This window comes from Thermomonas fusca DSM 15424 (genome assembly GCF_000423885.1).
GTDB classification, from domain to species: domain Bacteria; phylum Pseudomonadota; class Gammaproteobacteria; order Xanthomonadales; family Xanthomonadaceae; genus Thermomonas; species Thermomonas fusca.
In genome coordinates this window covers 14,273-37,863 of the sequence record NZ_KE384101.1, presented here as the reverse complement: position 1 = coordinate 37,863, position 23,591 = coordinate 14,273, and the positions used below count along the sequence as shown (strand labels likewise).

Genomic DNA, 23,591 nt, shown 5'->3' with positions numbered 1-23,591 from the left:
ACCGCTTCGGGCGCGCCGACCATAATTTGCAGGTTGCGCGGCACCTGTCCGCGTCCTTATGCCAGTGGAGTTACGCATGCGTCCTGTCCATGCCCTTGCCGGTGTTGCCTGTCTTGCTCTTGCCGCGGCCGCCTGGGCCCAGAGCACGCCGGTCGCCGCACCCGACAACGCCCCGGTGCAGACCGCGCCGCTGGTGGAGAAGCCCGCCACCTGGGGTGATGCCCAGGCCGGACAGGCCAAGGCCGGCGCCTGCGCGGCCTGCCACGGCCTCGACGGCAACGCCATGCAGCAGAACGCGCCGCGCATCGCCGGCATGCCGGAACGCTATCTCGCCGAGCAACTGCACCTGTTCAAGAGCGGTCAGCGCACGGGCGGCCTGGCCGCGATCATGGCGCCGTTCGCCGGCATCCTCAGCGCGCAGGACATGCGCGACGTCGGCGCCTGGTATGCCACCCAGAAGGCCGGCACCGGCGTGGCCGACGATACCGCGATTGCCGAAGGCCCCAACCAGGGCCTGAAGTTCTACCAGGTGGGCGAGCGCCTGTTCCGCAGCGGCGACCCCGCCCGCGGCCTGCCCGCCTGCATGGCCTGCCATGGCCCGTCCGGCGCCGGCAACCCCGGCCCGGCCTACCCTGCTCTGCACGGCCAGGATTCGGCGTACGTGACGCGCCGGCTGGAGGAATACCGCATCGGGACCACCACCTACACCGCGCCGGCGCACTTCAAGCTGATGGCCGCGGTCAGCAAGTCGCTGAGCGACGAGGAAATCCGTTCGCTGGCCAGCTATGTGCAGGGCCTGCATACCCGCGCGCCCGGGACCACCAAGGAAAGCATCGCCCGCTGAGCGCGATGCTTCATCATGCGTTGGCCCTGGCCCGTGCATGCTCATCGGGCCCCTTAGTTGATCGCCGGAGCCTGATTCGATGCGCGCACTGCTGTTGTCGCTTGCCCTGCTTCTGACCATCGCGCCCGCGCAGGCACAGCGCGTCCTGCCCGGCCTGACCGATGGCGTGCAATACCGTTACGTCGACAACGGTCAGCCCTACCGGCCGCTGCCGCCCGGCATGGTGGAAGTGGCCGAGGTGTTCGCCTATACCTGTCCGCACTGCGCGCACTTCTCCCCGATGCTGGAGGCGTGGGCGAAGCAGCTGCCCGCACACGCCCGGCTGGTGCTGGTGCCGGGTGTGTACGACCGCGACGATCCGTGGCCGCGGGTGTTTTTCGCCGCGCAGGCCGCCAAATCCCTGCCGGTGCTGCATCCGCGCCTGTTCGCCGCGATCCATGAAACCGGCGAACTGCCGCGCAATGCCGACGCCGCGCAGATCCTCGCCTTCGCCAGCCGCGTGCAGGGCAGCAACGCCACCGCGCTCAAGATCGCGATGGCCAACGACGCGAAGCTGCTGCCGCAGCTGAAGCAGGCCTATGAATTCGGCGCCCGCAGCCAGATCGACGGCACGCCGTCGCTGATCGTGGCCGGGCGCTACGTGATCCTCGGCAACAGTTATGAAAGCCTGCTGGGCAATGCGCGCGCGGTCGTCGCCGCGCTGGCGCCAAAGCAGAAACCCAAGGCGACCGCGCGCCCGGCGCCGGCCAAGCCCGCCTCTCCCCGATCCTGACCGACTGACGGAACCGCCATGACCGCACTGCGCCACGCCCTGCTCCTGCTCGTCCTGCTGCCGCTGGCCGCCTGCAAGAACGACGCACCCGCGCCGGTTGCGGCCGGCGACGCCGCCCCGGCAGAACAGGCCGCCACCCAGGCCGCCAGCGCCGAAGACCCGCAGCGCGCCGCGCAGGCCGAAGCGGCGGTGCAGGCCGCCGCCGAAGCCGCCGCCAAGGCGCCGCCGCCGGTGGAAGGCACCGACTACGTCACCATCGCGAACGGCCAGCCGTTCGATACCGCGCCGGGCCGGATCGAAGTGGTCGAATTCTTCGGCTACGTCTGCCCGTTCTGCGCCGCGGTGCAGCCGCAGGTGGCGGCGATGAAGGCCAAGCTGCCGCCGGACGTGCATTTCGTCTACGTGCCGGCCGCGTTCGGTGCGATGTGGGACAACTACGCCAAGGCCTTCTACGCCGCCGAAGCGATGGGCCTGCTCGACAAGACCCACGATGCGATGTTCCGCGCCATCCACATCGACCAGACCCTGAAGGGCGAGCGCGGCATGGACACGCCGGAGGACATCGCCGGGTTCTACGCCAACTACGGCGCCAACCCCGGGCAGTTCCTCAACAGCATGCAGAGCTTCGCGGTGGCGACCAGGATGAACCGCGCCCGCCAGTACATGACCGAAGCCTTCGCCAACGGCGACCAGATGGGAACGCCTGCGTTCGTGGTCGCCGGCAAGTACCGGGTCAAGGGCAAGAGCGTGGACGACATGTTCCGCATCATCAACCAGCTGATCGTCGCCGAACGCGCCAAGCTCGGTGCCGCCACGCCGGCGGCGCCGGCGCCCGCCGCGGCGGAAGCGCCGCAGGGCTGATCCCGCCGCCATGCACAACCGCCGGCTGCGCCTGCTGAGCGCGAATATCCAAGCCGGCTCCAGCACGCGCGGCTACCACGACTACGTCGCGCGCAGCTGGTCGCACGTGCTGCCGGCCGGCAACAAGCGCGGCGCACTGGACACCATCGCCGAACTTGCGGGCCGCCACGACATCGTGGGCCTGCAGGAGGCCGACCCGGGCAGCCTGCGTTCCGGCTTCACCAACCAGACCCATTACCTGGCCGAGCGCGCCGGCTTCGCCTACTGGAGCCACCAGCCCAACCGCAGCGTGGCCGGCGTGGCCTCAAGCGCCAATGGCCTGCTCAGCAAGCTGGAACCGCGGCTGGTCGAGGATCACCCGCTGCCCGGCCGGGTCAAGGGCCGCGGCGTGCTCACCGCCACCTTCGGCGACGGCCGCAGCGCGCTGACCGTGGCGGTGGCGCATCTCTCGCTGGGCAGCCAGTCGCGGCGCTCGCAGATCGACTTCATCGCCGACATCCTCGCCGGCCTGCCGCATGCGGTGCTGATGGGCGACTTCAACTGCGATCCAGACCAGCCGGAGATGCAGCAGCTGTACCGCAAGACCCAGCTGCAGCCGCCCGACCGCTGCGTGCTCACCTTCCCCTCGTGGCGTCCGCAGCGTGCCATCGACCACATGCTGGTGACCCCGGCGCTGGCGCTGGCGACGATGCAGGCGCTGCCCGCCGCGCAGTCCGACCACCTGGCGCTGTCGGTGGAGCTGGACGTGCCGGAAGCGGCGCTGCGCTGAAGCGGCGCTAGAGCGCGCTGTACGCGAACGCGCAGCCAACCACCAACAGGAACACCGCGAATACCCGCTTCAACGCCGGCCCGCTCAGCGCATGTGCCAACCGCGTACCCAGCGGCGCCGCCAGCACCGAGGCCAGCGCCACGCCGATCGCCGCCGGCAGATAGACATAGCCCATCGCCCCCGCCAGCGGCAGCGCGTCCGCCGGCGCCTGCAATGCGTAACCCAGCGCGCTGCCCAGGCCGATGAAGATGCCGCAGGCGGACGAGGTGCCCACCGCGCGCACCGGCGCCACCCCGCGCCAGACCAGCAACGGCACGGTCAGGCTGCCGCCGCCGATGCCGACGATCGCCGACACGATGCCGATCCCGCCGCCGGCCAGCGTGTAGCCGGGGCCTTGCGGCACCAGCGCGGCATCGCCGCCCGACTTCGGCTGCACCAGCAACATCTGCGCGGCCACGATCCAGCAGTAGCCCGCCACGCACCAGCGCAACACGTTGCCGTCCAGCACGATGGCGAAGCGGCTGCCCAGCCAGCCGCCCAGCAGCACGCCCGGCACCATCCACGCCACCGTCGGCCACAGCACGCTGCCGCGGCGGTGGTGCGCGCGTGCCGACGACGCCGCGGTCAGCACGATGCTGGCCAATGAACTCGCCAGCGCCGCGTGCATCGCCGCGTCCGCCGGCACGCCTTGGGTGGGCAGCAGCCACGCCAGCGCGCCCACCAGCACCAGCCCGCCGCCGATGCCCAGCAGCCCGGCCAGCACGCCGGCGCAAGCGCCCAGCGCCAGGTAAAGAAGCAGCAAAGACATCACGCACCATCGAAAAAGACGTTCATCGATGCTCGGCTATAGTCGGGTGATGCACAAGATCGCGCCTTCGCTGCTGCTGTTGTCGTCGCTGGTTGCCGGCACCGCCACCGTCCACGCGCAGTCGCCCACGCCGCGCCCGGCGCCGCTGTTGCAACCGGCGCCGGTGCGGATCGCACCGCCCGACCCGGCACTGCGGGCCGCCTTCGACACCGCCGCCGGCAGCAACGGGCTGGATGATCTGGCGCTGGCCGGCTTCTCCAGCCAGCCGCTGGCCGGCTGGCTGGAATACGTGGCCCTGCGCGGGCGCATGGATACGCTGCCGCTGGCGCGCGGCAATGCCTTCCTGGCGGCACGCCGCGGCGAGCCGGTGGCCACGGCCTTCCGCACCGACTGGCTCAACGCGCTGGCCCGTCGCAACGAATGGCAGGCCTTCCTCGAACAGTGGGATGCCGACATCGACAGCGCCGCGCTGCGTTGCCTGCGCCTGCAGGCACTGATGGCGGTCAATCGCGCCGATGCGCAATGGACTGCCGAAGCACAGGCGCTGTGGCGCAGCAGCGGCCGCTCTCTGCCGGCGCAATGCGACGCGCCGTTCGCGCTGCTGACTGCAAAGGGTGGCCTGACGGATGCGCTGCGCTGGGAGCGCTTCGACCTTGCCGCCGCCGATGCGCAAGTCGGAGTGATGCGCGCGACCGCCGCCGGCCTGCCCGTCGCCGACGCCGCACTGGCGCTGCAGTACGCGGCCTATCTGGACGCACCGGATGCGGCGGTCGGGGCGTGGCCGAAGACCGCGCGCAGCCGGCTGGTCGCCTCGGTCGCGCTGGCGAAGCTGGCGAAGGCCGACCCGGACCGCGCCGAAGCGCTGCTGCCCGGCGTCGCGCAGGCGCTGGCGTTCGACGAAGCCGGCCGCAGTCGCGTGCTGTACCAGGTCGCACTGTGGACGGCGGCGTCCTACCTGCCGGAGTCCGCGCGCCGCCTCGCCAGCGTCCCGGCGTCGGCCTACGACGACAGCTTGCACGAATGGCGGGTGCGCGAAGCGCTGTCGCGCAGCGACTGGGCCGCTGCGCTGGCCGCGATCAGGCGCATGCCGGACGCGCAGCGCAACGACTCGCGCTGGCTGTATTTCGCCGCCCGCACCAGCGAGCTGACCGGCGATACGGCCGGCGCCAGGTCGCTGTATGCGCAGGCCGCGCGCAAGCCCGACTTCCACGGCTTCCTCGCCGCCGACCGTCTCGAACAGCCGTACGCGCTGTGTCCGTGGCTGCCGGCACCGACGCCGCCGCTGAAGCAGGCCGTGGCGCGCGATCCGAACATCGTCCGCGCCGTGCAGCTGTTCCAGCTCGACCGCAGGGGCTGGGCCGCGCGCGAATGGAACGCCGCGCTGGCGCGCTTCAGCGACGAGCAGCGGCGGCTGGCGGTGGAAGTGGCGCAGGACAACGGCTGGTTCGACCGCGGCGTGTTCGGCCTGGTCAACGTCGATGGCAAGCGCTACCCGGAAGAGCAGCGCCTGTACCGGCCGCGCTTCCCGCTGCACCACGACGCCACGATCCGCCACGAAGCCGCGCGCAACAACCTCGATCCGGCGTGGGTAGCGGCGGAGATCCGCGCCGAAAGCGTGTTCGACCCGAACGCCCGCTCCGGCGCCGACGCGCGCGGGCTGATGCAGGTGCTGCCGGCCACCGGCGCGGCGGTCGCGGCGAAGACCGGCCTGCCGTGGCGCGGCGCCGAGGGCCTGTTTGATCCCGACCTCAACATCGCCATCGGCAGCGCCTACCTGCGCCAGTTGATGGACCGCTACGGCGGCAAGCCGTACCAGGTGATCGCCGGCTACAACGCCGGCCCGACCCCGCTGAACCGCTGGGTGTCGCAGCGCCCGGCGATGGACCCGGATTTTTGGATCGAGACCATCAGCTACAAGGAAACCCGCGAATACGTGGCACGCGTGCTCAGCTTCAGCACGATCTACGACTGGCGCCTGGACGGCAGCGCGCAGCGACTGACCGACCGCATGCTCGGCCTCGCCAGCGGCCAGCGCAAAGCGTTTGCCTGCCCGGCGGAACCGAGCGCCGCACCTGCCGCGGCGACAAAACACGCACCGGCGAAGCGCCGCAGGTAAGGCAGCTCGGGCATCATCGGCGACATGACCGCGCTTCCCGAGACCGTGAAAACCTACCTCGTCGGCGGCGCCGTACGCGACGCTCTGCTCGGCCTGCCGGCAGGCGACCGCGATTTCGTGGTGGTCGGCGCCGGCGTGCAGCAGATGCTGGATGCCGGCTTCCGCCAGGTTGGCCGCGACTTCCCGGTGTTCCTGCATCCCGATACCGGCGAGGAACACGCGCTGGCCCGCACCGAGCGCAAGTCCGGGCGCGGTTACACCGGCTTCGTGGTGCACGCCGATCCGTCGGTGACGCTGGAGGACGACCTGCGGCGCCGCGACTTCACCATCAACGCCATCGCCCGCGCCGGCGACGGCACGCTGGTCGATCCGTTCGGCGGCGCACGCGACATCGAAGCGCGCGTGCTGCGCCACGTCGGCGAGGCCTTCGTCGAAGACCCCTTGCGGGTGCTGCGCGCGGCGCGCTTCATGGCGCGCTTCGCGCCGCTGGGTTTCACCGTCGCCCCGGAAACGCTGGCACTGATGCGGCAGATGGCCGCCAGCGGCGAGCTGGCCGAGCTGGTGCCGGAGCGGGTCTGGCAGGAGCTGGCAAAGGCGCTGCGCGCCGCTGCCCCCGGCGCCTTCCTGCGCACCCTGCGCGAGGCCGACGCCCTGCGCGCGGTGCTGCCGGAAGTCGATGCGCTGTACGGCGTGCCACAGCGTGCGGAATACCACCCGGAAATCGATACCGGCCTGCACTGCGAGCTGGTCTGCGACATGGCCGCCCGCCTCGCGCCGCGGGACGACCTGATTGGCTACGCCGCGCTGTGCCATGACCTCGGCAAGGCGCTCACCCCCGCGGACGTGCTGCCGAAGCACTTGATGCACGAGCAGCGCGGGGTCGCCCCCGCAATCGCCATGAGCCAGCGCCTGAAAGTGCCGAACGAACACCGCGAGCTGGCGGTCGCCTGCTGTCGCGAACACCTCAACGTCCATCGCATCGCCGAACTGAAAGCCGCGACCGTGCATGAACTGATCGCCCGCTGCGACGGTTTCCGCAAGCCGGCCCGCATCGACCAGCTCGCCAGCGTCTGCGAAGCCGACGCGCGCGGCCGTGCCGGCAGGTCCGAAGCCAACTATCCGCAGGCCGACACGCTGCGTCGCCTGCACGCAGCGGCCATGGGGGTGCGCGGTGCGGACATCGCCGCGCAAGGCGTCACTGGCCCGGCGTTCGGTGAGGCGCTGCGCAAGGCGCGGATCGCGGCGATTGCCGAAGCCCGCCAGCCCTCGGACTGAGAGAGCACCCGGCGACACAGGCGCAGGGCGATCACGCTGGACCGGCAGGCGTCAGTGGCGCCGATCGAAGCGCAGCAGAAGATCGCGCAGCGGGGTGAATGCGGTGGCCAGCCCGATCAGGACACCAAGCGTATTGGCCAGCGCATCGTTGCGATCCAGCATCCGGCCCAGCTTCATCGACGCCTGCAGGTACTCCAGGCCGATCCCCAGCAGCACCAGCAGCAGGCAGATGAAGGCCCACGACAGCCGCCGCGCGAACAGCTGCACCGCCCCCGCGGCCAGTACGGCGTAAGCGGCGAAATGCTCCATTTTGTCGCTGACCGGCAGCGGCGGCAGGTCCTTGCCCGGCAGCAGCGAGCCGATCACCACGATGGCGATCGCCAGCATCCACAATCCCGCCCACAGCCACGGCCGCTTGAACGGCTTCAGCGAACGGCCGATGCGCGGCGCGCGACTCATCGGCAGTGACTCACAGGCGATGGCTCAGGTCGCCGACCAGGAACGCGGCGTCCAGCTCGACGCCGCGCTGGAAGCCGATCGCCTGGAAGCGCTCGCCCATCTCGCTGGGCAAGGTCAGCACCTTGGCCTGCTGGCGCAGGTTGTGGCGCGCCACTTCATCGGCCGTCTGCGCCTCGGCGGCGGCAAGGTTCTCCTGCAGCCGGTTGCCGAGCAGGAAGCTGGCCTGCGAGCAGTAGCCGGAAAACTCGAAGCCCGCGCCCACCCCGGCTTCCGCCAGCGCAGTGAAATCCACCGAGGCGGTGATGTCCTGCAGGCCGGGCCAGGCGAACACGTCATTGGTCACGTGGTGCTGGCGGAACGCACGCAGGGTGCCGTCGTCGCGGCCGGGCTGGTAGTACTCGCTACGCGCATAGCCGTAGTCGATGAACAGCAGCGCGCCGTTGCGCAGGCCGCCGGCCACCGCCTGCAGCCAGTACGGCAGCTGCGCCAGCACCTCGCTGCGGTAGCCATCGGCGAACGGTTCCGGCAGCTGCGATTCGATCCGGCGCACCGCCGCCGACAGCATTGCATCCGCCGGCTGTTCGCTGCGGACAAAGCGGCCTTCGCCGTCCAGCGTCACGCATTCCTCCAGCACCTCGCCGGCGCGGATGACGAAACGCGGCGCCGGCAGCGCATCGATCACCTCGTTGGCGAACAGCACGCCGTCCCACGGCTCCGCGATCGGCCCGTCCAACCATTCCACCCGCGCGAACAGGTCCGGCGACAGCCGTGCCTGCAGCCGCTCGCATTGGCGCTGGCGCAGGTCGGCGCTGGGCTCGAGGATCGCGTAGCGCGCCGGCAGCACCCCGTCGGCGTGCAGCTTCTCCAGGCAGGCTTCGGCGAACGCGCCGCTGCCGCCGCCCACTTCCATGAACACCGCGCCCTTGCCCGCCTGCCGCAGCGCCGGCGCCAGCGCGTCGGCCACGCAGGCGCAGAACAGCGGCGAACGCTCCGGCGCGGTGGTGAAGTCCCCGCCCGGGCCGAACTTGTGCGCGCCGGCGCTGTAGTAGCCCAGCCCCGGCGCGTACAGCGCCAGCTCCATGAACTTCCAGAACGGAATGCGCCCGCCGGCGCCGATGATCTGTTCCTGGATCACCTCGCGCAGGTGCGCGCTGTGCGCCTGCGCGTCGGCGGAAGGCAAGGGCAGGGTGGAAGCGGCCATCAGTCGAGCTCCATGCGCCGGCCGGCGCTCTGTCCCGGCCCGGAAAACACCCGCACCTCGATCGCCGCGATGGCGTGCGCGCGCAGCGCGTCGCGGTCCTCGCACAGCCGCTGCAGGAACCAGTACGCGAACTCCTCCAGGGTGGCGTTCTCGATCGGCAGCAGCAGCACGTCGCCGCGCAGGAACGGGATGCGCTGGCCGTTGAAATGCGCGTGCACGTGTTCGCCCGCTTCCTCGATGCGCAGGTACTTCGAGCGCGTCGGCAGGATCGTCCACTCGTTCAGTTCGCGGCACAGCGCGACGATGCGGTCCTTGTAGATGCCGTAGTCGAAGCACATGCCGTTGCCCAGCATGCGCGCGTGGATGTCGACCTCGACCGTGAAGTTGTGGCCGTGCAGGCGCTCGCGTTCTGTCGCGTTGAAAATGGTGAAATGCGCCGCCGAGAACTTCATGTTCTGCTTGGCCAGGCGGATGACGACGGACGGGCTCATGGGAAATCCGCCTCGCCGATGTCGCCCAGCTGCGGCCGCATCAGGATGTCCTCCACCACCGTGCGCGCCGAGAGCGACCACGCCGCCCAGGCCATTTCCGCCACGTCCGCGGCCGGCATCAGCCGTTCCGGCGGCAGCTGCACGCCGTCCCACGACGCGGTCAGGGTCGCGCCCGGCAGCAGCGCCACCACGCGTACGCCGTGCGGCTTCATTTCCTCGCGCAGGTTGCGCGAGAAGCCGTACAGCGCGTGCTTGGCGATGCTGTAGGAACCGCCGTTCGGGTAGGCGGCGATGGATGCGGTGCTGCACACGTTGAGCACCATGCCGCTGCGCCGCTCGACCATCTTCGGCAGCAACCGCCTGGTCAGCCGGTAGGCGCCGAACAGGTTGGCCTGCAGCATGTCCAGCAGGGCATCGTCGTCCTCGCCGGCGATCCCGCCGGGCCGGAACGCGCCGGCGTTGTTCACCAGCAGGTCGACGGCGCCGTGTTGCGCGAGGACACCGCGGGCCAGCGCATCCACGGCATCGCCGTCGCGCATGTCGCAGGCATGGCATTCGACCTGCGGCAGCGCGGCACGCAGTTCATCAAGGCCTTCCTGCCCGCGCGCGCAGGCGATCACAGTGGCGTCTTCGCGGGCGAAGCGTTCGACGATGGCGCAGCCGATCCCGCGCGAGGCGCCGGTCACCAGCACCACGCTCATGCAAAACTCCCGCGCTCGATCTCCACACCCACCGCGGCGGCGTTCGCCAGCGCGTCCGGCTTGGACAACTTAAGCCGCACCGCCTTGGCCCCGAATTCGGTCAGGATCAGGTCGGCGCAGCATTCGGCCAGCGTTTCCACCAGCATGAAGTCGGTCTGGGCGACGTAATCGGCCAGCCGCAGGCTCACCGCCTCGTAGTCCAGCGCATCGGCCAGGGTGTCGCTGCTGGCGGCGATGCGGTTGTCGAAGCGCATGCGGATGTCCAGCAGCACCGGCTGGGTGGCGTGGCGCTCGCGGTCATGCACGCCGATCAGGGCGTCCAGGCGCAGGCCTTCGATGAAAACGGTATCTGTCATGGGCGTGTTCGCGTATCCCGGGGAACCGGATACCGCGGCGGAATGGGGATTGGATGCACAGCTTAACAACCCGTCCGTGCGCGCCGCCGCCGGCGCGCAGCGCCCGCCCGCTCACACCGCCGCGAGCGTCGCCATGTCCCAGCGCGGCACCGCGCGGATCGCGGCATCGTCGTGCTGGCCGGCGGCCAGCCGCAGCGCACCGGCAAACGCGATCATCGCGCCGTTGTCGGTGCACAGCGCCGGGCGCGGGAAGCAGGCACGGCCGCCGCGCTTCTCGCACATCTCCACCAGCCGGGCGCGCAACCGCCGGTTGGCGCCCACGCCGCCGGCCACGATCAGGGTGTCGGTGCCGGCCGCATCCAGCGCGCGGCCGCACTTGATCGCCAGCGTGTCCACCACCGCGTCCTCGAAGCCACGGGCGATGTCGGCGCGGGTCTGCTCGGACTGGTCGCAGTCGCGCCAGGCCAGCAGCACCTGCGTCTTCAGGCCGCTGAAGGAAAAATCCAGCCCCGGCCGGTCGGTCATCGGCCTCGAGAATTTGAATTTTCCCGGCACGCCCTGCTCGGCCAGTTTGGCCAGCTGCGGTCCGCCCGGGTACGGCAGGCCCATCATCTTGGCGGTCTTGTCGAAGGCCTCGCCGGCGGCGTCGTCCAAGGTTTCGCCCAGCAGCCGGTAGCTGCCGATCGCCTCCACCGCCACCAGCTGGGTGTGCCCGCCGGACACCAGCAGGGCGACGAACGGAGGCTGCGGCGCGTCTTCCTCGATCAGCGGCGCCAGCAGGTGGCCTTCCATGTGATGCACGCCGATCGCCGGCACGTCCAGCGCCCACGCCAACGAACGGGCCACGCCCGCGCCGACCAGCAGCGCGCCCACCAGGCCGGGCCCGGCGGTATAGGCCACGCCATCGATGTCGGCGGTGGACAGGCCGGCTTCGGCCAGGGTCTGGCGGATCAGCGGCAACAGTTTGCGCACGTGGTCGCGGCTGGCCAGTTCCGGCACCACCCCGCCGTATTCGGCATGCAGGGCGATCTGGCTGTAGACCGCATGGGCGCGCAGGCCGCCTGCGCCGGTGTCGTAGACCGCGACGCCGGTCTCGTCGCAGGAGGATTCGATGCCGAGGACGTTCATCCCCCTATCTTGCGCCGAAAGCAGGGCTGCTGCTATCATGCGCGGCTCGCCCACTTGTCCGGGCGTATTCTCCAGTCACGAGATTCCCGATGCCCGCCGTCAAAGTCCGCGAAAACGAACCCTTTGAGTTTGCCCTGCGCCGCTTCAAGCGCACCTGCGAGAAGGCCGGCGTGCTGGCCGAGACCCGCAAGCGCGAGTTCTACGAGAAGCCGACCCAGGAGCGCAAGCGCAAGGCCGCTGCCGCCGTGAAGCGCCAGGCGCGCCGCAGCTCGCGCGACGTCACCAAGCGCCAGCGTCTGTACTGAGCGCGGTGGTTGGCTGCGGAAGCCGGCACGCGCGAGCGTGGCCGGCTTTTCGCGTTTCTGCATTCCAGCTTCTTTTGAAGCACGCCCGATGGAGCACGCCATGAGCCTCAAGCAGCAGCTCACCAATGACATGAAAGCCGCGATGAAGGCCGGCGAAAAGGATCGTCTGGCCGTCATCCGCCTGATCAACGCCGCCATCAAGCAGAAGGAAGTGGATGAGCGCGTGGAGATGACCGATGCGCTGGTGCTGGCCGTACTGGAAAAGATGGTCAAGCAGCGCAAGGACTCGATCACCCAGTACGAAGGTGCCGCCCGCGAAGACCTCGCCGCGATCGAGCGCTACGAGCTGGGCGTGATCGATGCCTACCTGCCGGCCAAGCTGGACGAGGCCGCGATCCAGGCCGAGATCGACAAGGCGATGGCCGCCACCGGCGCGGCTTCGGCTGCCGACATCGGCAAGCTGATGGGCGTGCTGAAGCCGGCGCTGGCGGGCCAGGCCGACATGGGCCTGGTGTCGAAGCTGGTGAAGCAGAAGCTGGCGCCGTAAACCAACGGGTGTTCCTGCCCCACCAAGGGCTGCGCTTGCCGGTACCCTGACGCCATGAACAACGCCCTCCTCTCGATCCGCCCCGCCACCCCGGACGACGTGCCGGTGATCCGCCAGCTGATCGCCGAACTGGCCGAGTACGAACGGCTGGCGCATGCCGCCGTGGCCACCGACGACGACCTGCACACGCAGCTGTTCGGCGAGCGTCCGGCCGCCGAGGTGCTGATCGGCGAAATCGACGGCACGCCCGCCGGCTTCGCCCTGTTCTTCCACAACTTCAGCACCTTCCTCGGCAAGCGTGGCCTGTATCTGGAAGACCTGTTCGTGCGCCCGTCCTACCGCGGCAGCGGCCTCGGCAAGCACCTGATGGCCGCGCTGGCGCGGATCGCCGTGCAGCGCAACTGCGGCCGCTTCGAATGGAGCGTGCTGGACTGGAACGAACCCGCCATCGGCTTCTACCGCAGCATCGGTGCCACCGGCATGGACGAATGGACCGTGCAGCGGCTGGAGGGCGCGGCGCTGCACGCGCTGGCCGCCCGCGACGAGCTGTGAGCCGGGCCACCGGCTAGCGCAATGGCCCGCATCCCCGACGCCTTCATCGATGACCTCCTTGCCCGCTCCGACATCGTCGAAGTGGTGGGCGCGCGGGTGCCGCTGAAGCGCCAGGGCAAGGAGTACGCGGCGCGCTGCCCGTTCCACGACGAGCGCAGCGCCAGCTTCACCGTCTCGCCGACAAAGCAGTTCTACCACTGCTTCGGCTGCGGCGCGCACGGCACCGCGATCAGTTTCCTGATGCAGTACGAGCGGCTGGAATTCCTCGACGCGGTGGAAGAACTGGCACGCCGGGTCGGGCTGGAAGTGCCGCGCGACACCGCCCAGCGCAATGCCAACCCCGAGACGCGCGACCTGTACGGCGCGATGGAAGCGGCCTCCACCTTCTTCCGCACCCAGCTGGCCCGCAGCGACAAGGCACGCGCCTACGTGGACAAGCGCGGGATCGCCGCGGAGATCGTCGAACGCTATGCCATCGGCTACGCGCCGGACGGCTTTTCCGGGCTGCGCGACGCGCTGGGCAGCGACCCGCAGCGCATGCAGCTGCTGGAGCGCGGCGGGCTGTTCTCGAAGAACGACAAGGGCCACGTCTACGACAAGTTCCGCGACCGGCTGATGTTCCCCATCCACGACCGCCGCGGGCGCACGATCGCCTTCGGCGGCCGCGTCATCGACCCCGAGGATTCGCCGAAGTACCTCAACTCGCCGGAAACCGCCCTGTTCCACAAGGGACGCGAGCTGTACGGCCTGTGGCAGGCCAAGCAGGCCAACCAGAAGCTCGAGCGGCTGATCGTGGTCGAGGGCTACATGGACGTGGTGGCGCTGGCCCAGTTCGGCGTGTCGCAGGCAGTGGCCACGCTGGGCACCGCGACCACGCCGGACCACGCCGAGCTGCTGTTCCGCAGCGCACCGGACGTGTACTTCTGCTTCGACGGCGACCGCGCCGGCCGCAGCGCGGCGTGGAAGGCGCTGGAGTCGGTGCTGCCGCGGATGAAGGACGGTCGGCAGGCGCTGTTCTTGTTCCTGCCCGACGGCGAGGACCCGGATTCGATCGTGCGCCAGGAAGGGGCGGATGGTTTCGACGCGCGCCTGCGCGCGGCCACCCCGCTGTCCGAGTTCTTCTTCGCGCAGCTGTCGGCGGATGTGAATCTTTCCAGCCTCGACGGCAAGGCGCGTCTGGCCGAGCGCTGCAAGCCGCTGCTGGCGCAGATCCCCGACGGCGCCTTCGGCGACCTGATGCGCCAGCGCCTGACCGAACTCACCGGCGTCGGCGCGCGTGCCAGCGCGCCTGCGCCAGCGCAGCGCACGATGCGCAACGCGCGCAGTACGCCGGCGCAGAAACCCAGTCTGGTGCGCGCGGCGATCACCCACCTGCTGCACCGCCCCGGCTTCGCGCTGGAGCTGCAGCCGCCCTACCGTTTCGCCACGCTGCGCCAGCCAGGCATCGAGCTGCTGTCCGAGCTGGTGCTGCTGGTGCGCGAACGCCCGGACATCAGCACCGGCGCACTGCTGGAACACTTCGAAGGCCGCGACGAACTGGCCGCGCTGCAGAAGCTGGCGGTGCTGGAATTGCCCGGCGAAGAACCCGACCTGCGCATGGAGTTCACCGACGCGATTTCGCAGCTGGAAAAGCTGGTGCAGCAGCAGCGCATCGAGGAACTGCAGCAGCAGCAGCGCGACGGCGCCCTGGGCGATGCGGACAAGCAGGAACTGCGCGCACTGCTGCAGGCGATGCTGCAGCGCTGAGACTCAATCGGTGCCGCGCTCGCGCGCCAGCAATTGCTGCTTGCGCGCGATTCCCCAGCGATAGCCGGACAGCGCGCCGTCGCTGCGCACCACCCGATGGCAGGGAATCGCCACCGCCAAGGTGTTGGCCGCGCAGGCCTGCGCCACCGCGCGCACGGAGGTCGGCTTGCCGATGCGCGCGGCGATCTCGGCATAGCTGACCGTCGCCCCCGCCGGCACCTTGCGCAATGCCTCCCACACCCGCTGCTGGAACGCGGTGCCGCGGATGTCCAACGGCAGATCCAGGCCCAGCCCCGGCGCTTCCACGAAGCCGATGACCTGCGCGACCAGCCGCTCGAACCCGGCATCGCCGCCGACCAGTTCCGCGCGCGGGAAGCGTTCCTGCAGTTCGCGCAGCAAGGCTTCGGGATCGTCACCCAGCGAGATCGCGCACAGGCCACGTTCGCTGCGCGCCACCAGGATCGCGCCCAGCGCGCACTGGGCCACGGCGAACTCGATCCGTGCATCCGCGCCGCCGTCGCGGTACTGCGCCGGCTTCATGCCCAGCAATGCGTCGACGCTGTCGTAGAAGCGGCTGCTGGCGTTGAAGCCGGCATCGAACGCGGCATCGACCACCCGCGCGCCCGGCCTCGCCAGCGCATCGCGCAGCGCCCTGCCGCGCCGGGCCTGCGCGTAGGCGCGCGGCGTCAGCCCGGTGACGGCCTTGAACAGGCGGTGGAAGTGATGCGGGCTGAGCCCCGCCTCGCGCGCCAGCACGTCCAGCGCCGGCGGCGTCTCGGCCTGCTCGATGCGGCGGCAGGCGGCGGCGACCAGGGCGGCATCGCGGCGGGTCTTGGCGGTGGCGGAAGCGTGCATGGCGCAACTGTAGTCCGGCCCCGCGCGGCGCACATCCCGGTTCTTGCGCAGCCCGGGCTGGTTCAGCGCACCTTGCGGAAGGTCAGGTTGAGCCGGCACTCGCCGGTGGCGGGATGCAGGCCCGGCGGCACCGGCAGCACGCCGTGGAAGCGCATGCGATCCGCGCCGCCCCAGACCACCACGTCGCCGTGCATGAGCGGCACCCGCACGGTCTTGTCGCCGCGCGCGAAGCCGCCAAAGAGGAAGGTCGCCGGCAGCCCCAGCGACACCGAGACGATCGGCGCCACCCGATCGTCTTCGTCGCGATCCTGGTGCAGCGACAGCCGGCTGCCCGGCGCGTAACGATTGACCAGGCAGGCGTCGGGCCGGTAGCCGGGAAACCCCGCCGCTTCCGCGGCTTCGCCGGCGAGCGCGAGGAAGGCTGGCGGGATCGCGGGCCACGGCCGGGCCGTCTGCGGATCGTTGGGGTCGTAGCGGTAGCCGCGGCGGTCGCTGCACCAGCCGAAGCGGCCGCAGTTGCTCATCGCCACCTGCATCACGTGTCCGCCCGGCGTGACCAGATGACGCAGCGGCGCGGCGGCAAGGACCGCATCGATCCCGGCCAGCAGCGCCTCCGCGAACGGCAGCGCGAAGCCGTGCAGCACGCGGGCTTGCGGCCCCAGCGCGGTGCTGCGGCCCTGCGCCTGCGCGGCGAACAGATCGCTCACGGTGCGGGCGCGAACTCCAGCGCGGGCGCGGCGTCGAACAGCGGCAGCAGCCAATGGTCGACCAGCAGGAAGGCGAACAGCGCCATCAGGTAGACGATGGAATAGCGGAACGTGCGCATGGCGAAGAACTCGTCCGGCGGGTCCAGCAGCTTCCACGCGTACCACAGGAACACCGCGCCCAGCACCAGCGCACCGGCGAGGTAGAACACGCCGCTCATGCGGGTGGCCCAGGGCAGCACGGTCACCACCACCAGCAGCACCGTGTACAGCAGGATCTGCCAGCGCGTGTAGGTGACGCCGTGGGTCACCGGCAGCATCGGCACCAGCGCGCGCGAATAGTCCTCGCGGCGGAAGATCGCCAGCGCCCAGAAATGCGGCGGCGTCCACACGAAGATGATCAGCACCAGCAGCAGCGCGTGCGCCCAGTCCCATTCGCGCTGCATGCCGGTGACGGCGGCCCAGCCCAGCAGCGGCGGCACCGCGCCGGCCAGCCCGCCGATCACGATGTTCTGCGGAGTGGCGCGCTTGAGGAAGCAGGTATAGACGATTGCGTAGCCGATCAGCCCGGCGAAGCTCAGCAACGCGCAGATCCAGTTGACCCACAGCACCAGGATCAGCATCGACCCCAGCCCGAGCAGCAGCGCGAAACCCAGCACCTGCCCCGGCCGCAGCGCGCCGGTGGCCAGCGGCCGTTCGGCAGTGCGCGCCATCAGCTTGTCGATGCGCGAATCCAGCAGGTGGTTGATCGCCGCGGCGCTGGCCGCCGCCATCCAGATGCCTATGCTGCCGGCCAGCAGCCGCGACCATGGCCACTCATCGCCGGGCCGGATCGCCAGCAGCATGCCGATGACCGCGGTGAACACGATCAGCGCCACGATCCGCGGCTTGGTCACCGCCCAGTACTGCCTCCACAGCGGTCCGGTCATGCTCAGGCCTCCGGCAGGCGCAGCCGCGCCAGCAGGGTGACCAGCACGAACAGCAGCGCCACTGCGCCGGCGTTGTGCAGCACCGCGATCTTCAGCGGCAGCGACAGCACCACATTGGCAATGCCCAGCGCGAACTGGGCGCAGACCAGCACCGCCAGGGTGCTGCCCCAGCCGCGCAGTCCGGGGATGCGCAGCAGGCGCACGGCCATGAACAGCAGGTAGCAGGCCACCACCACCGCCATCATCCGGTGCGCCAGCTGGATCGCCACGCGCGCGGCGTTGTCGAGGATGCCGCCTTCGTAATCCACGCCGATGCCGCGCCACAGCACGAAGCCTTCGGTGAAGTCATGCGCCGGCCACCACGCGCCCGCGCACTTGGGGAAATCGGTGCCGCAGGCCAGCGCCGCGTAGTTGGCCGACGTCCAGCCGCCCAGCGCGATCTGCACCGCCAGCAACGCCAGGCCGATGCCAAGCAACAGCCGCAGCTTGCGCGCATCGCCGCTGACGATGGGGATTCCGGTGGCACGCCACGCGATCCACACCAACAGCGCGAACGTGGTCAGCCCGCCCACCAGGTGCCCCATGACCACGATGGGCTTGAGCAGCCAAGTCACCGTCCACATGCCCAGCAGGGCCTGGAAGATGATCACCGCCAGGGTCAGGGTGCTGGCGCGCGCCAGATCCACGTTCGACCAGCGCAACACGCCGGCGAGCAGCAACGCCTCGCCCACCACCGCCAGCGCCGAAGCAGACACGTGCAGGCCGCGCATGTACAGCGGGATCGCCACCGCCACCGCGGTGGCCGCACCGATCACGTGCAGCCAGCCGCGCGGTCGCCGGCGCGTGGCCAGCAGAGCCAGCGAGAGCACCAGCACGCCCAGCAGGCCGGCGATCATGCGGTGGAACTGTTCGCGCCAAGCCTTGCTGGGCTCCACCGGGCGGATCGCGGTGGCGACGTGGTCAACAATCTGATCCGCATGCGTCGGCCATGCCGCCTTGCCGTAGCAGGTGGGCCAGTCCGGGCAGCTCAGGCCGGCATTGGACAGCCGCACGAACGCGCCGAACACGATCACGCAGGTTGCCAGCAGCACCGCCAGCCAGGCGAGACGATGGAAGTGGCGATACAGATAGGCGGGCTGGGTGGTGGGCATCGCACTCATGGCTCAGTTGACCCTCAGCAGCCGCGCAAGGTCGCTGCGCAGGTCGCCCGGGTCGGAACCGCCAGCGTAACGCAGCACCACGAAACCATTGGGATCCACCAGCCAGACCGGATCGGTGCCGGCGGCGTCCTTGTCGCTGCGTGCCAGCACGCTGCGCAGGCGCGCATCGGCGCGGACCAGATGCACTTCGCGCAGGGTGGCCACGTCCACCGGCGCTGCGCCGGCCCAGAGCACGTGCACGCGGTCGGCGTTGCGGCCCATCAGCCGCCAGACCTTGTCCAGGTCGCCAAGCAGGCGCGTGCAGGCCTCGCGACGCGCGCCGTCGCAGTCGCGCGGCATCGCCACGATCCGCCAGGTGCGCGGATCGTCGTGCCACGCATAGGGCCGGCCATCGGCCAGCGTCGGCGAATACCCGCGCAAGTCGACATAGGGCTGCAGCATCTCGCCCTTGTTTTTCATCCCGTCCGGGCGCCAGCCGGAAAACCGCAGCGCGCCGGCCACCAGCATGCCGCCGAAGAACATCCCCAGCACCACCAGCAGGGCGACGCGGTTGCGGCGTTGCACCGTACGCGCCGGATTGGATTCCGTCATTTCGCTTTCTTCTTCATTCTGAACGTGAGGGTGGCGGCGACGACCAGCACAGTCAGCGCCAGCCCGAACCATTGCACCGCATAGCCGAGATGACGCTCGGGCAGCATGGTGTTGGGCAAGATATCCAGATCGCGCTCGCCGGGCGCCGCCATCACCCCGGCATCGCCCGGTTCGCGCTGCGGGTCCAGCCGCAGCACGCGCGGCGCGATCGCCACCCGCAGCTCCAGCGTCTGCGCGAGTGCCGCCAATTCCATCCGCGAGGCCAGCCAGCGATCGCCTTCCTGCTTCGCCAGCGCGTCGCCATGGGCCAAACCGGGCGTCGGCGGCGGCGCCAGCAGGCCGCGCACGCCCTGCCCGATCCCGGCCGGGCATCCTGCTTGCGGCAGTTCGCGGCTGCCCGCCAGCGGCCACCAGCCTGCATCCACCAGCAGCGCCTGCGCGCCGTCGTCGGGCAGCAGCAGGCAGTACTGGCGCACGCCGACGCGGCCTTCGCGCTGCTGGCCATCCAGCCACACGGTGGCGGCTAGCAGGGTGCCGCGCCCGGCCGCCCAGTCGTAACCCTGCGCGCGCGCCGGATCGGAAGCCAGCAGCAGCGGCTGCGGATGCGCGTGATCCAGCGCTGCGGACGCCGCCGCCAGCATCGCCTGCTTCTCGTGCATGCGGCCCAGCTGCCAGCGCCCCAGCTGGGCGAAACCGGCCGCCACCAGCAGCGCCAGCAGCCACCAACCCAGCACTCTTCGCACGCCGATATTCACCGCCATGCCCCCGGCTGCTGCGATAATGCGGCGCGGGCACAAGCTGCCCGGAACCTGGAGCAATGCATGAGCGATTCGCTGAAAACCCTGCTCATCGTCGGGATCCTGATCCTCATCCTGTGGAACCTGGGCGCGGGCCTGTACTACATGCTGGCCGACAAGGGGCAGACCAAGCGCACCGTGAATTCGTTGACCAAGCGCATCGTGCTGAGCATCGCGCTGATCCTGTTCGTCGTGCTGGCCATCCACCAGGGCTGGATCACGCCGCACGGGGTGGGTCGCAGCCCGGTCTGATCCAGCTGGCGCCCCAGAAACAAAGGCCGGCATTGCCGGCCTTTTGTCTGCTCGCCGCGAGGCTGGTTACAGCACGTAGACGAACAGGAACAGGCCCAGCCACACCACGTCGACGAAGTGCCAATACCAGGCCACCGCCTCGAACGCGAAGTGGTTGTCCCTGGTGAAATGGCCCTTGGCGCAGCGCAGCCACATCACCGCCAGCATGATCGTGCCGAGGGTGACGTGCGCGCCGTGGAAGCCGGTCAGCATGAAGAAGGTGGAGCCGTAGATGCCCGACCCCAGGGTCAGGTTCAGCTCGGTGTAGGCGTGGATGTATTCCTCGGCCTGGAAGAACAGGAACAGGCCACCCAGCAGCACGGTCAGGCCGAGGAACAGCAACAGCGCGCCGCGCTTGCCGGCCTTCAGGGCGTGATGGGCGATGGTCACGGTGACACCGGAGGACAGCAGGATCAGCGTGTTGAGCAGCGGCAGGCCCCAGGCCGGCACGGTCTGGTAGCTGCCGCCGATATCGGCCGGGCCGTTGCTCGGCCAGCCGCCGGCGAAGCCCGGCCACAGCAGGCTGTTGGTCACCGCGCCGTGGCCTTCGCCGTTCAACCACGGCAGCGCGAACTGGCGGGCGTAGAACAGCGCGCCGAAGAACGCCGCGAAGAAGAACACTTCCGAGAGGATGAACCAGACCATGCCCATGCGGAAGGACACATCGACCTGCTTGTTGTAGTGGCCGGCCAGCGATTCGCGGATCACGTCGCCGAACCACTTGAACAGGATCGCCAGCAGGCCGGCGATGCCGACGAAGAACACGGTGCGCCCCCAGCTGACTTCATTCAGCCAGGTGGCGAAACCGACCATGGTGGTGAACAGGGCGACCGAGGCGAACAGCGGCCACTTGCTGCTGTGCGGGACGAAATAGGTGTCCTGGTCGTGGCTGCCTTGGGCGGCGTGGGCATTGGCCATGGAGATTTTCCGGTTGGGTCTTGGCGGAGGATCAGGGCGCGGAACGGACCGCGCCCGCGTGGCCCGTCGTTGCCGCAAGTGCGGCGGTCTGGGCGTCGTTCTTGTAGAAGGTGTAGGACAGGGTCAGCGTCTTCACCCCGGCCGGCAGCGCCGGATCGATGATGAAGCGCACCGGCATGTCGCGGGACTCACCCGCCGCCAGCGTCTGCGCGGTGAAGCAGAAGCATTCGGTCTTGTTGAAATAGCCGGAGGCGCGCGCAGGTGCGACCGAAGGTACGGCGCTGCCGACGATCGCGCGGTCGGCGGTGTTGCGGGCGAAGTACAGCGCCTCGTACTGGCGGCCCAGCTGCACCCGCATCGAGCGTTGCTCGGGCGCGAACTGCCACGGCAGCTTCGAGTTGACGCCGCCATCGAACTGCACGGTCACCCAGCGCGCGTCGTCGCCTGCGGCAGTGGCGCCTTTCGCCGCCACCGGTCCCTGCTCCAGCCGCACCCCGAACACCTTTTCGCAGGCGATCCGGTACAGCGGCACCAGCGAGAAGGCGAAGCCGAACGCGGCCACCGCCACGCCGACCATCTTCCACACGCCGAAGGTGCGCGAGGCGCTCATCGCCCCGCCACCCCGGACAGGAAGAACAGCGCGTACACCGCCACCGCGATCACCGCGCAAAGCAGCGCGGTGCGGCGGGCGCGCCTGCGGCGCGCTGCCAGGGTGGTATCGACGGTGGCGGGATCGACGGGCATCTGCGCGTTCCGGGCGGCGTCAGTGGCTGACGTCGCCGTGGGCCAGGTCGCCGTCCTTGATCACCGGCGGACGCTCGAAGGTGTGGTGCGGGGCCGGCGACGGCACCGTCCACTCCAGGCCACGCGCGCCTTCCCAGGCGCGGGCTTCGGCCACGGCGCCGTGCTTCTTCGAGCGCAGCAGCACGAAGGCCATCATGAACGGGGTGAGGAACATGCCGAACGCACCGATCGAGCTGATCAGGTTCCAGTCCGCGAACACCACGTTGTAGTCCGGGATGCGGCGCGGCATGCCGGCCAGGCCGAGGAAGTGCTGCGGGAAGAACAGCAGGTTGACGAACACCATGGTCCACCAGAAGTGGAACTTGGCCAGGCCCTCGCTGTACATGCGGCCGGTCCACTTCGGCCACCAGTAGTAGATGGCGGCGATGATCGCGAACAGCGCGCCGGTCACCAGCACGTAGTGGAAGTGCGCCACCACGAAGTAGGTGTCGTGGTACTGGAAGTCGGCCGGCACGATCGCCAGCATCAGGCCGGAGAAACCGCCGATGGTGAACAGCACCACGAACGAGATCGACCACAGCATCGGCGCTTCGAAGGTCAGCGACCCGCGCCACATGGTGGTGACCCAGTTGAACACCTTCACCCCGGTCGGGATCGAGATCAGCATGGTGGCGAACATGAAGTAGACCTCGCCACCCAGCGGCATGCCTACCGTGAACATGTGGTGGGCCCACACGATGAACGACAGGAACGCGATCGCCGCGGTGGCGTACACCATCGCCTGGTAACCGAACAGCGGCTTGCGGCTGAAGGTCGGGATGATCTCCGACACGATGCCGAACGCCGGCAGGATCATGATGTAGACCTCGGGATGCCCGAAGAACCAGAAGATGTGCTGGTACATCACCGGGTCGCCGCCGCCGGCCGCGTTGAAGAAGCTGGTGGCGAAGAAGCGGTCGGTCAGCAGCATGGTCACCGCGCCGGCCAGCACCGGCATCACCGCGATCAGCAGGAACGCGGTGATCAGCCAGGTCCAGCAGAAGATCGGCATCTTCAGCAGGTCCATGCCCGGCGCGCGCATGTTGAGCACGGTGGCGATGATGTTGATCGCGCCCATGATCGAGCTGATGCCCATCATGTGGATGGCGAAGATCGCGAACGCCAGGTTGCTGCCGCCCTGCAGCGACAGCGGCGGGTACATGGTCCAGCCACCGCCGGGCGCGCCGCCCGGCAGGAAGAAGGTCAGCAGCAGCAGCGCGAACGCGAACGGCATGATCCAGAAGGACCAGTTGTTCATGCGCGGCAGCGCCATGTCCGGCGCGCCGATCTGCAGCGGGATCATCCAGTTCGCCAGGCCGACGAAGGCCGGCATGATCGCGCCGAAGATCATCACCAGCGCATGCATGGTGGTGAGCTGGTTGAAGAACTCGGGCTTGACGAACTGCAGGCCGGGCGTGGCCAGCTCGGTGCGGATGCCGACCGACAGCGCGGCGCCCACGATCGCCATCAGGAAGGCGAACACCAGGTACAGCGTGCCGATGTCCTTGTGGTTGGTCGAGAAGAACCAGCGCTCGATGAAGCCCTGCTTGTGATGGCCGTGGGCGTCGTGCTGGCCGACGGCGTCTGGATGCGTGGCGGACATGGGGAAACCTTCTGGATGCTATGCGTGGA

At 69.7% G+C, this 23,591-nt stretch carries 28 protein-coding genes; 11 read left to right on the top strand and 17 right to left on the bottom strand.

Annotated elements, in window-relative coordinates; translation table 11 throughout:
* Window positions 1-58: 58 nt before the first annotated feature.
* The 4 genes from G582_RS0113530 to G582_RS0113515 all read left to right on the top strand — a co-directional run bounded on the left by G582_RS0113530 (window position 59) and on the right by G582_RS0113515 (window position 3,246).
* Window positions 59-844: a c-type cytochrome gene (locus G582_RS0113530; RefSeq protein ID WP_169380658.1), complete on the top strand. Its 786-nt coding sequence runs from the start codon at window positions 59-61 to the stop codon at window positions 842-844.
* 79 nt (window positions 845-923) lie between these two features.
* Window positions 924-1,616, top strand: coding sequence for a thiol:disulfide interchange protein DsbA/DsbL (locus G582_RS16835; protein ID WP_051247287.1), 693 nt, complete (start codon window positions 924-926; stop codon window positions 1,614-1,616).
* An 18-nt stretch (window positions 1,617-1,634) separates the two neighbouring features.
* Complete coding sequence (locus G582_RS16830; RefSeq protein WP_051247285.1) at window positions 1,635-2,477, top strand: thiol:disulfide interchange protein DsbA/DsbL; 843 nt, start codon at window positions 1,635-1,637, stop codon at window positions 2,475-2,477.
* Between the two features lie 10 nt (window positions 2,478-2,487).
* Window positions 2,488-3,246, top strand: a complete 759-nt coding sequence (locus tag G582_RS0113515; protein ID WP_038054337.1) for an endonuclease/exonuclease/phosphatase family protein — start codon at window positions 2,488-2,490, stop codon at window positions 3,244-3,246.
* Between the two features lie 7 nt (window positions 3,247-3,253).
* On the opposite strand, the gene G582_RS0113510 is transcribed toward G582_RS0113515, so the two are convergent.
* Entirely contained in the window at window positions 3,254-4,054 is an 801-nt protein-coding gene (locus G582_RS0113510; RefSeq protein ID WP_156880565.1) for a sulfite exporter TauE/SafE family protein, read from the bottom strand.
* Window positions 4,055-4,103: 49 nt separating this feature from the next.
* On the opposite strand from G582_RS0113510, the gene G582_RS16825 reads away from it, so the two are divergent.
* Window positions 4,104-6,170 carry a lytic transglycosylase domain-containing protein gene (locus tag G582_RS16825; protein WP_051247283.1) on the top strand — a complete coding sequence of 689 codons (2,067 nt, stop codon included), beginning with the start codon at window positions 4,104-4,106 and terminating at the stop codon, window positions 6,168-6,170.
* A 45-nt stretch (window positions 6,171-6,215) separates the two neighbouring features.
* The gene (locus G582_RS0113500; protein ID WP_028840261.1) at window positions 6,216-7,445 is read left to right on the top strand and encodes a multifunctional CCA addition/repair protein; all 1,230 of its coding nucleotides are present in this window, start codon (window positions 6,216-6,218) and stop codon (window positions 7,443-7,445) included.
* A 51-nt stretch (window positions 7,446-7,496) separates the two neighbouring features.
* Here the strand turns inward: G582_RS0113500 and G582_RS0113495 are convergent, their stop codons facing one another.
* The 6 genes from G582_RS0113495 to tsaD form a co-directional block, all read right to left on the bottom strand.
* On the bottom strand, window positions 7,497-7,904 hold the full coding sequence (locus tag G582_RS0113495; protein ID WP_028840260.1) for a VanZ family protein: 408 nt from the start codon (window positions 7,902-7,904) through the stop codon (window positions 7,497-7,499).
* A 10-nt stretch (window positions 7,905-7,914) separates the two neighbouring features.
* Complete coding sequence (locus G582_RS0113490) at window positions 7,915-9,105, bottom strand: class I SAM-dependent methyltransferase (protein WP_038054334.1); 1,191 nt, start codon at window positions 9,103-9,105, stop codon at window positions 7,915-7,917.
* The gene (locus tag G582_RS0113485) at window positions 9,105-9,596 is read right to left on the bottom strand and encodes a 6-pyruvoyl trahydropterin synthase family protein (protein ID WP_028840258.1); all 492 of its coding nucleotides are present in this window, start codon (window positions 9,594-9,596) and stop codon (window positions 9,105-9,107) included. The genes G582_RS0113490 and G582_RS0113485 overlap by 1 nt, the downstream gene beginning before the upstream one ends.
* Window positions 9,593-10,297, bottom strand: coding sequence for an SDR family oxidoreductase (locus G582_RS0113480; RefSeq protein WP_028840257.1), 705 nt, complete (start codon window positions 10,295-10,297; stop codon window positions 9,593-9,595). The genes G582_RS0113485 and G582_RS0113480 overlap by 4 nt, the downstream gene beginning before the upstream one ends.
* Window positions 10,294-10,653 (bottom strand): dihydroneopterin aldolase, encoded by a 360-nt coding sequence (gene folB / locus G582_RS0113475; RefSeq protein WP_028840256.1) that lies wholly within the window; start codon window positions 10,651-10,653, stop codon window positions 10,294-10,296. Before folB ends, G582_RS0113480 begins: the two co-directional genes overlap by 4 nt.
* Window positions 10,654-10,764: 111 nt before the next feature.
* A complete protein-coding gene (gene tsaD, locus G582_RS0113470; protein ID WP_028840255.1) occupies window positions 10,765-11,781 on the bottom strand; it encodes a tRNA (adenosine(37)-N6)-threonylcarbamoyltransferase complex transferase subunit TsaD in 1,017 nt (338 codons plus the stop codon).
* An 89-nt stretch (window positions 11,782-11,870) separates the two neighbouring features.
* On the opposite strand from tsaD, the gene rpsU reads away from it, so the two are divergent.
* From rpsU to dnaG, 4 genes are all read left to right on the top strand, one after another.
* Window positions 11,871-12,086, top strand: coding sequence for a 30S ribosomal protein S21 (gene rpsU, locus G582_RS0113465; RefSeq protein ID WP_028840254.1), 216 nt, complete (start codon window positions 11,871-11,873; stop codon window positions 12,084-12,086).
* A gap of 100 nt (window positions 12,087-12,186) precedes the next feature.
* Entirely contained in the window at window positions 12,187-12,633 is a 447-nt protein-coding gene (locus G582_RS0113460) for a GatB/YqeY domain-containing protein (protein WP_028840253.1), read from the top strand.
* A 54-nt stretch (window positions 12,634-12,687) separates the two neighbouring features.
* Window positions 12,688-13,185 (top strand): GNAT family N-acetyltransferase, encoded by a 498-nt coding sequence (locus tag G582_RS0113455; protein ID WP_028840252.1) that lies wholly within the window; start codon window positions 12,688-12,690, stop codon window positions 13,183-13,185.
* A gap of 21 nt (window positions 13,186-13,206) precedes the next feature.
* Window positions 13,207-14,931: a DNA primase gene (dnaG, locus tag G582_RS0113450; RefSeq protein WP_028840251.1), complete on the top strand. Its 1,725-nt coding sequence runs from the start codon at window positions 13,207-13,209 to the stop codon at window positions 14,929-14,931.
* 3 nt (window positions 14,932-14,934) lie between these two features.
* Here dnaG and ada read toward each other — a convergent pair whose 3' ends face one another.
* The 6 genes from ada to G582_RS0113420 all read right to left on the bottom strand — a co-directional run bounded on the left by ada (window position 14,935) and on the right by G582_RS0113420 (window position 19,931).
* Entirely contained in the window at window positions 14,935-15,786 is an 852-nt protein-coding gene (ada, locus tag G582_RS16820; RefSeq protein WP_083961228.1) for a bifunctional DNA-binding transcriptional regulator/O6-methylguanine-DNA methyltransferase Ada, read from the bottom strand.
* Between the two features lie 62 nt (window positions 15,787-15,848).
* Window positions 15,849-16,493: a DNA oxidative demethylase AlkB gene (gene alkB, locus G582_RS0113440; RefSeq protein ID WP_038054331.1), complete on the bottom strand. Its 645-nt coding sequence runs from the start codon at window positions 16,491-16,493 to the stop codon at window positions 15,849-15,851.
* Window positions 16,490-17,419: a heme o synthase gene (gene cyoE, locus G582_RS0113435; protein WP_051247281.1), complete on the bottom strand. Its 930-nt coding sequence runs from the start codon at window positions 17,417-17,419 to the stop codon at window positions 16,490-16,492. The genes alkB and cyoE overlap by 4 nt, the downstream gene beginning before the upstream one ends.
* Before the next feature lie 2 nt (window positions 17,420-17,421).
* On the bottom strand, window positions 17,422-18,570 hold the full coding sequence (locus G582_RS0113430; protein WP_028840249.1) for a COX15/CtaA family protein: 1,149 nt from the start codon (window positions 18,568-18,570) through the stop codon (window positions 17,422-17,424).
* Window positions 18,571-18,582: 12 nt separating this feature from the next.
* Window positions 18,583-19,170 carry a hypothetical protein gene (locus tag G582_RS0113425; RefSeq protein WP_028840248.1) on the bottom strand — a complete coding sequence of 196 codons (588 nt, stop codon included), beginning with the start codon at window positions 19,168-19,170 and terminating at the stop codon, window positions 18,583-18,585.
* Window positions 19,167-19,931, bottom strand: coding sequence for an SURF1 family protein (locus tag G582_RS0113420; protein ID WP_038054328.1), 765 nt, complete (start codon window positions 19,929-19,931; stop codon window positions 19,167-19,169). The genes G582_RS0113425 and G582_RS0113420 overlap by 4 nt, the downstream gene beginning before the upstream one ends.
* Window positions 19,932-19,991: 60 nt before the next feature.
* Between G582_RS0113420 and G582_RS0113415 the strand changes: the two genes are divergently transcribed.
* Window positions 19,992-20,219: a twin transmembrane helix small protein gene (locus G582_RS0113415; RefSeq protein ID WP_028840246.1), complete on the top strand. Its 228-nt coding sequence runs from the start codon at window positions 19,992-19,994 to the stop codon at window positions 20,217-20,219.
* 66 nt (window positions 20,220-20,285) lie between these two features.
* Here G582_RS0113415 and G582_RS0113410 read toward each other — a convergent pair whose 3' ends face one another.
* Genes G582_RS0113410 through ctaD form a run of 4 tightly spaced genes read right to left on the bottom strand, consistent with a single transcriptional unit; the run spans window position 20,286 to window position 23,562 of the window.
* Window positions 20,286-21,176 carry a cytochrome c oxidase subunit 3 gene (locus G582_RS0113410; RefSeq protein ID WP_028840245.1) on the bottom strand — a complete coding sequence of 297 codons (891 nt, stop codon included), beginning with the start codon at window positions 21,174-21,176 and terminating at the stop codon, window positions 20,286-20,288.
* 31 nt (window positions 21,177-21,207) lie between these two features.
* The gene (locus tag G582_RS0113405) at window positions 21,208-21,786 is read right to left on the bottom strand and encodes a cytochrome c oxidase assembly protein (RefSeq protein ID WP_028840244.1); all 579 of its coding nucleotides are present in this window, start codon (window positions 21,784-21,786) and stop codon (window positions 21,208-21,210) included.
* Window positions 21,783-21,920: a hypothetical protein gene (locus tag G582_RS18260; protein WP_169380656.1), complete on the bottom strand. Its 138-nt coding sequence runs from the start codon at window positions 21,918-21,920 to the stop codon at window positions 21,783-21,785. The genes G582_RS0113405 and G582_RS18260 overlap by 4 nt, the downstream gene beginning before the upstream one ends.
* Before the next feature lie 19 nt (window positions 21,921-21,939).
* Entirely contained in the window at window positions 21,940-23,562 is a 1,623-nt protein-coding gene (gene ctaD, locus G582_RS0113395) for a cytochrome c oxidase subunit I (protein WP_028840243.1), read from the bottom strand.
* Window positions 23,563-23,591: the final 29 nt, after the last annotated feature.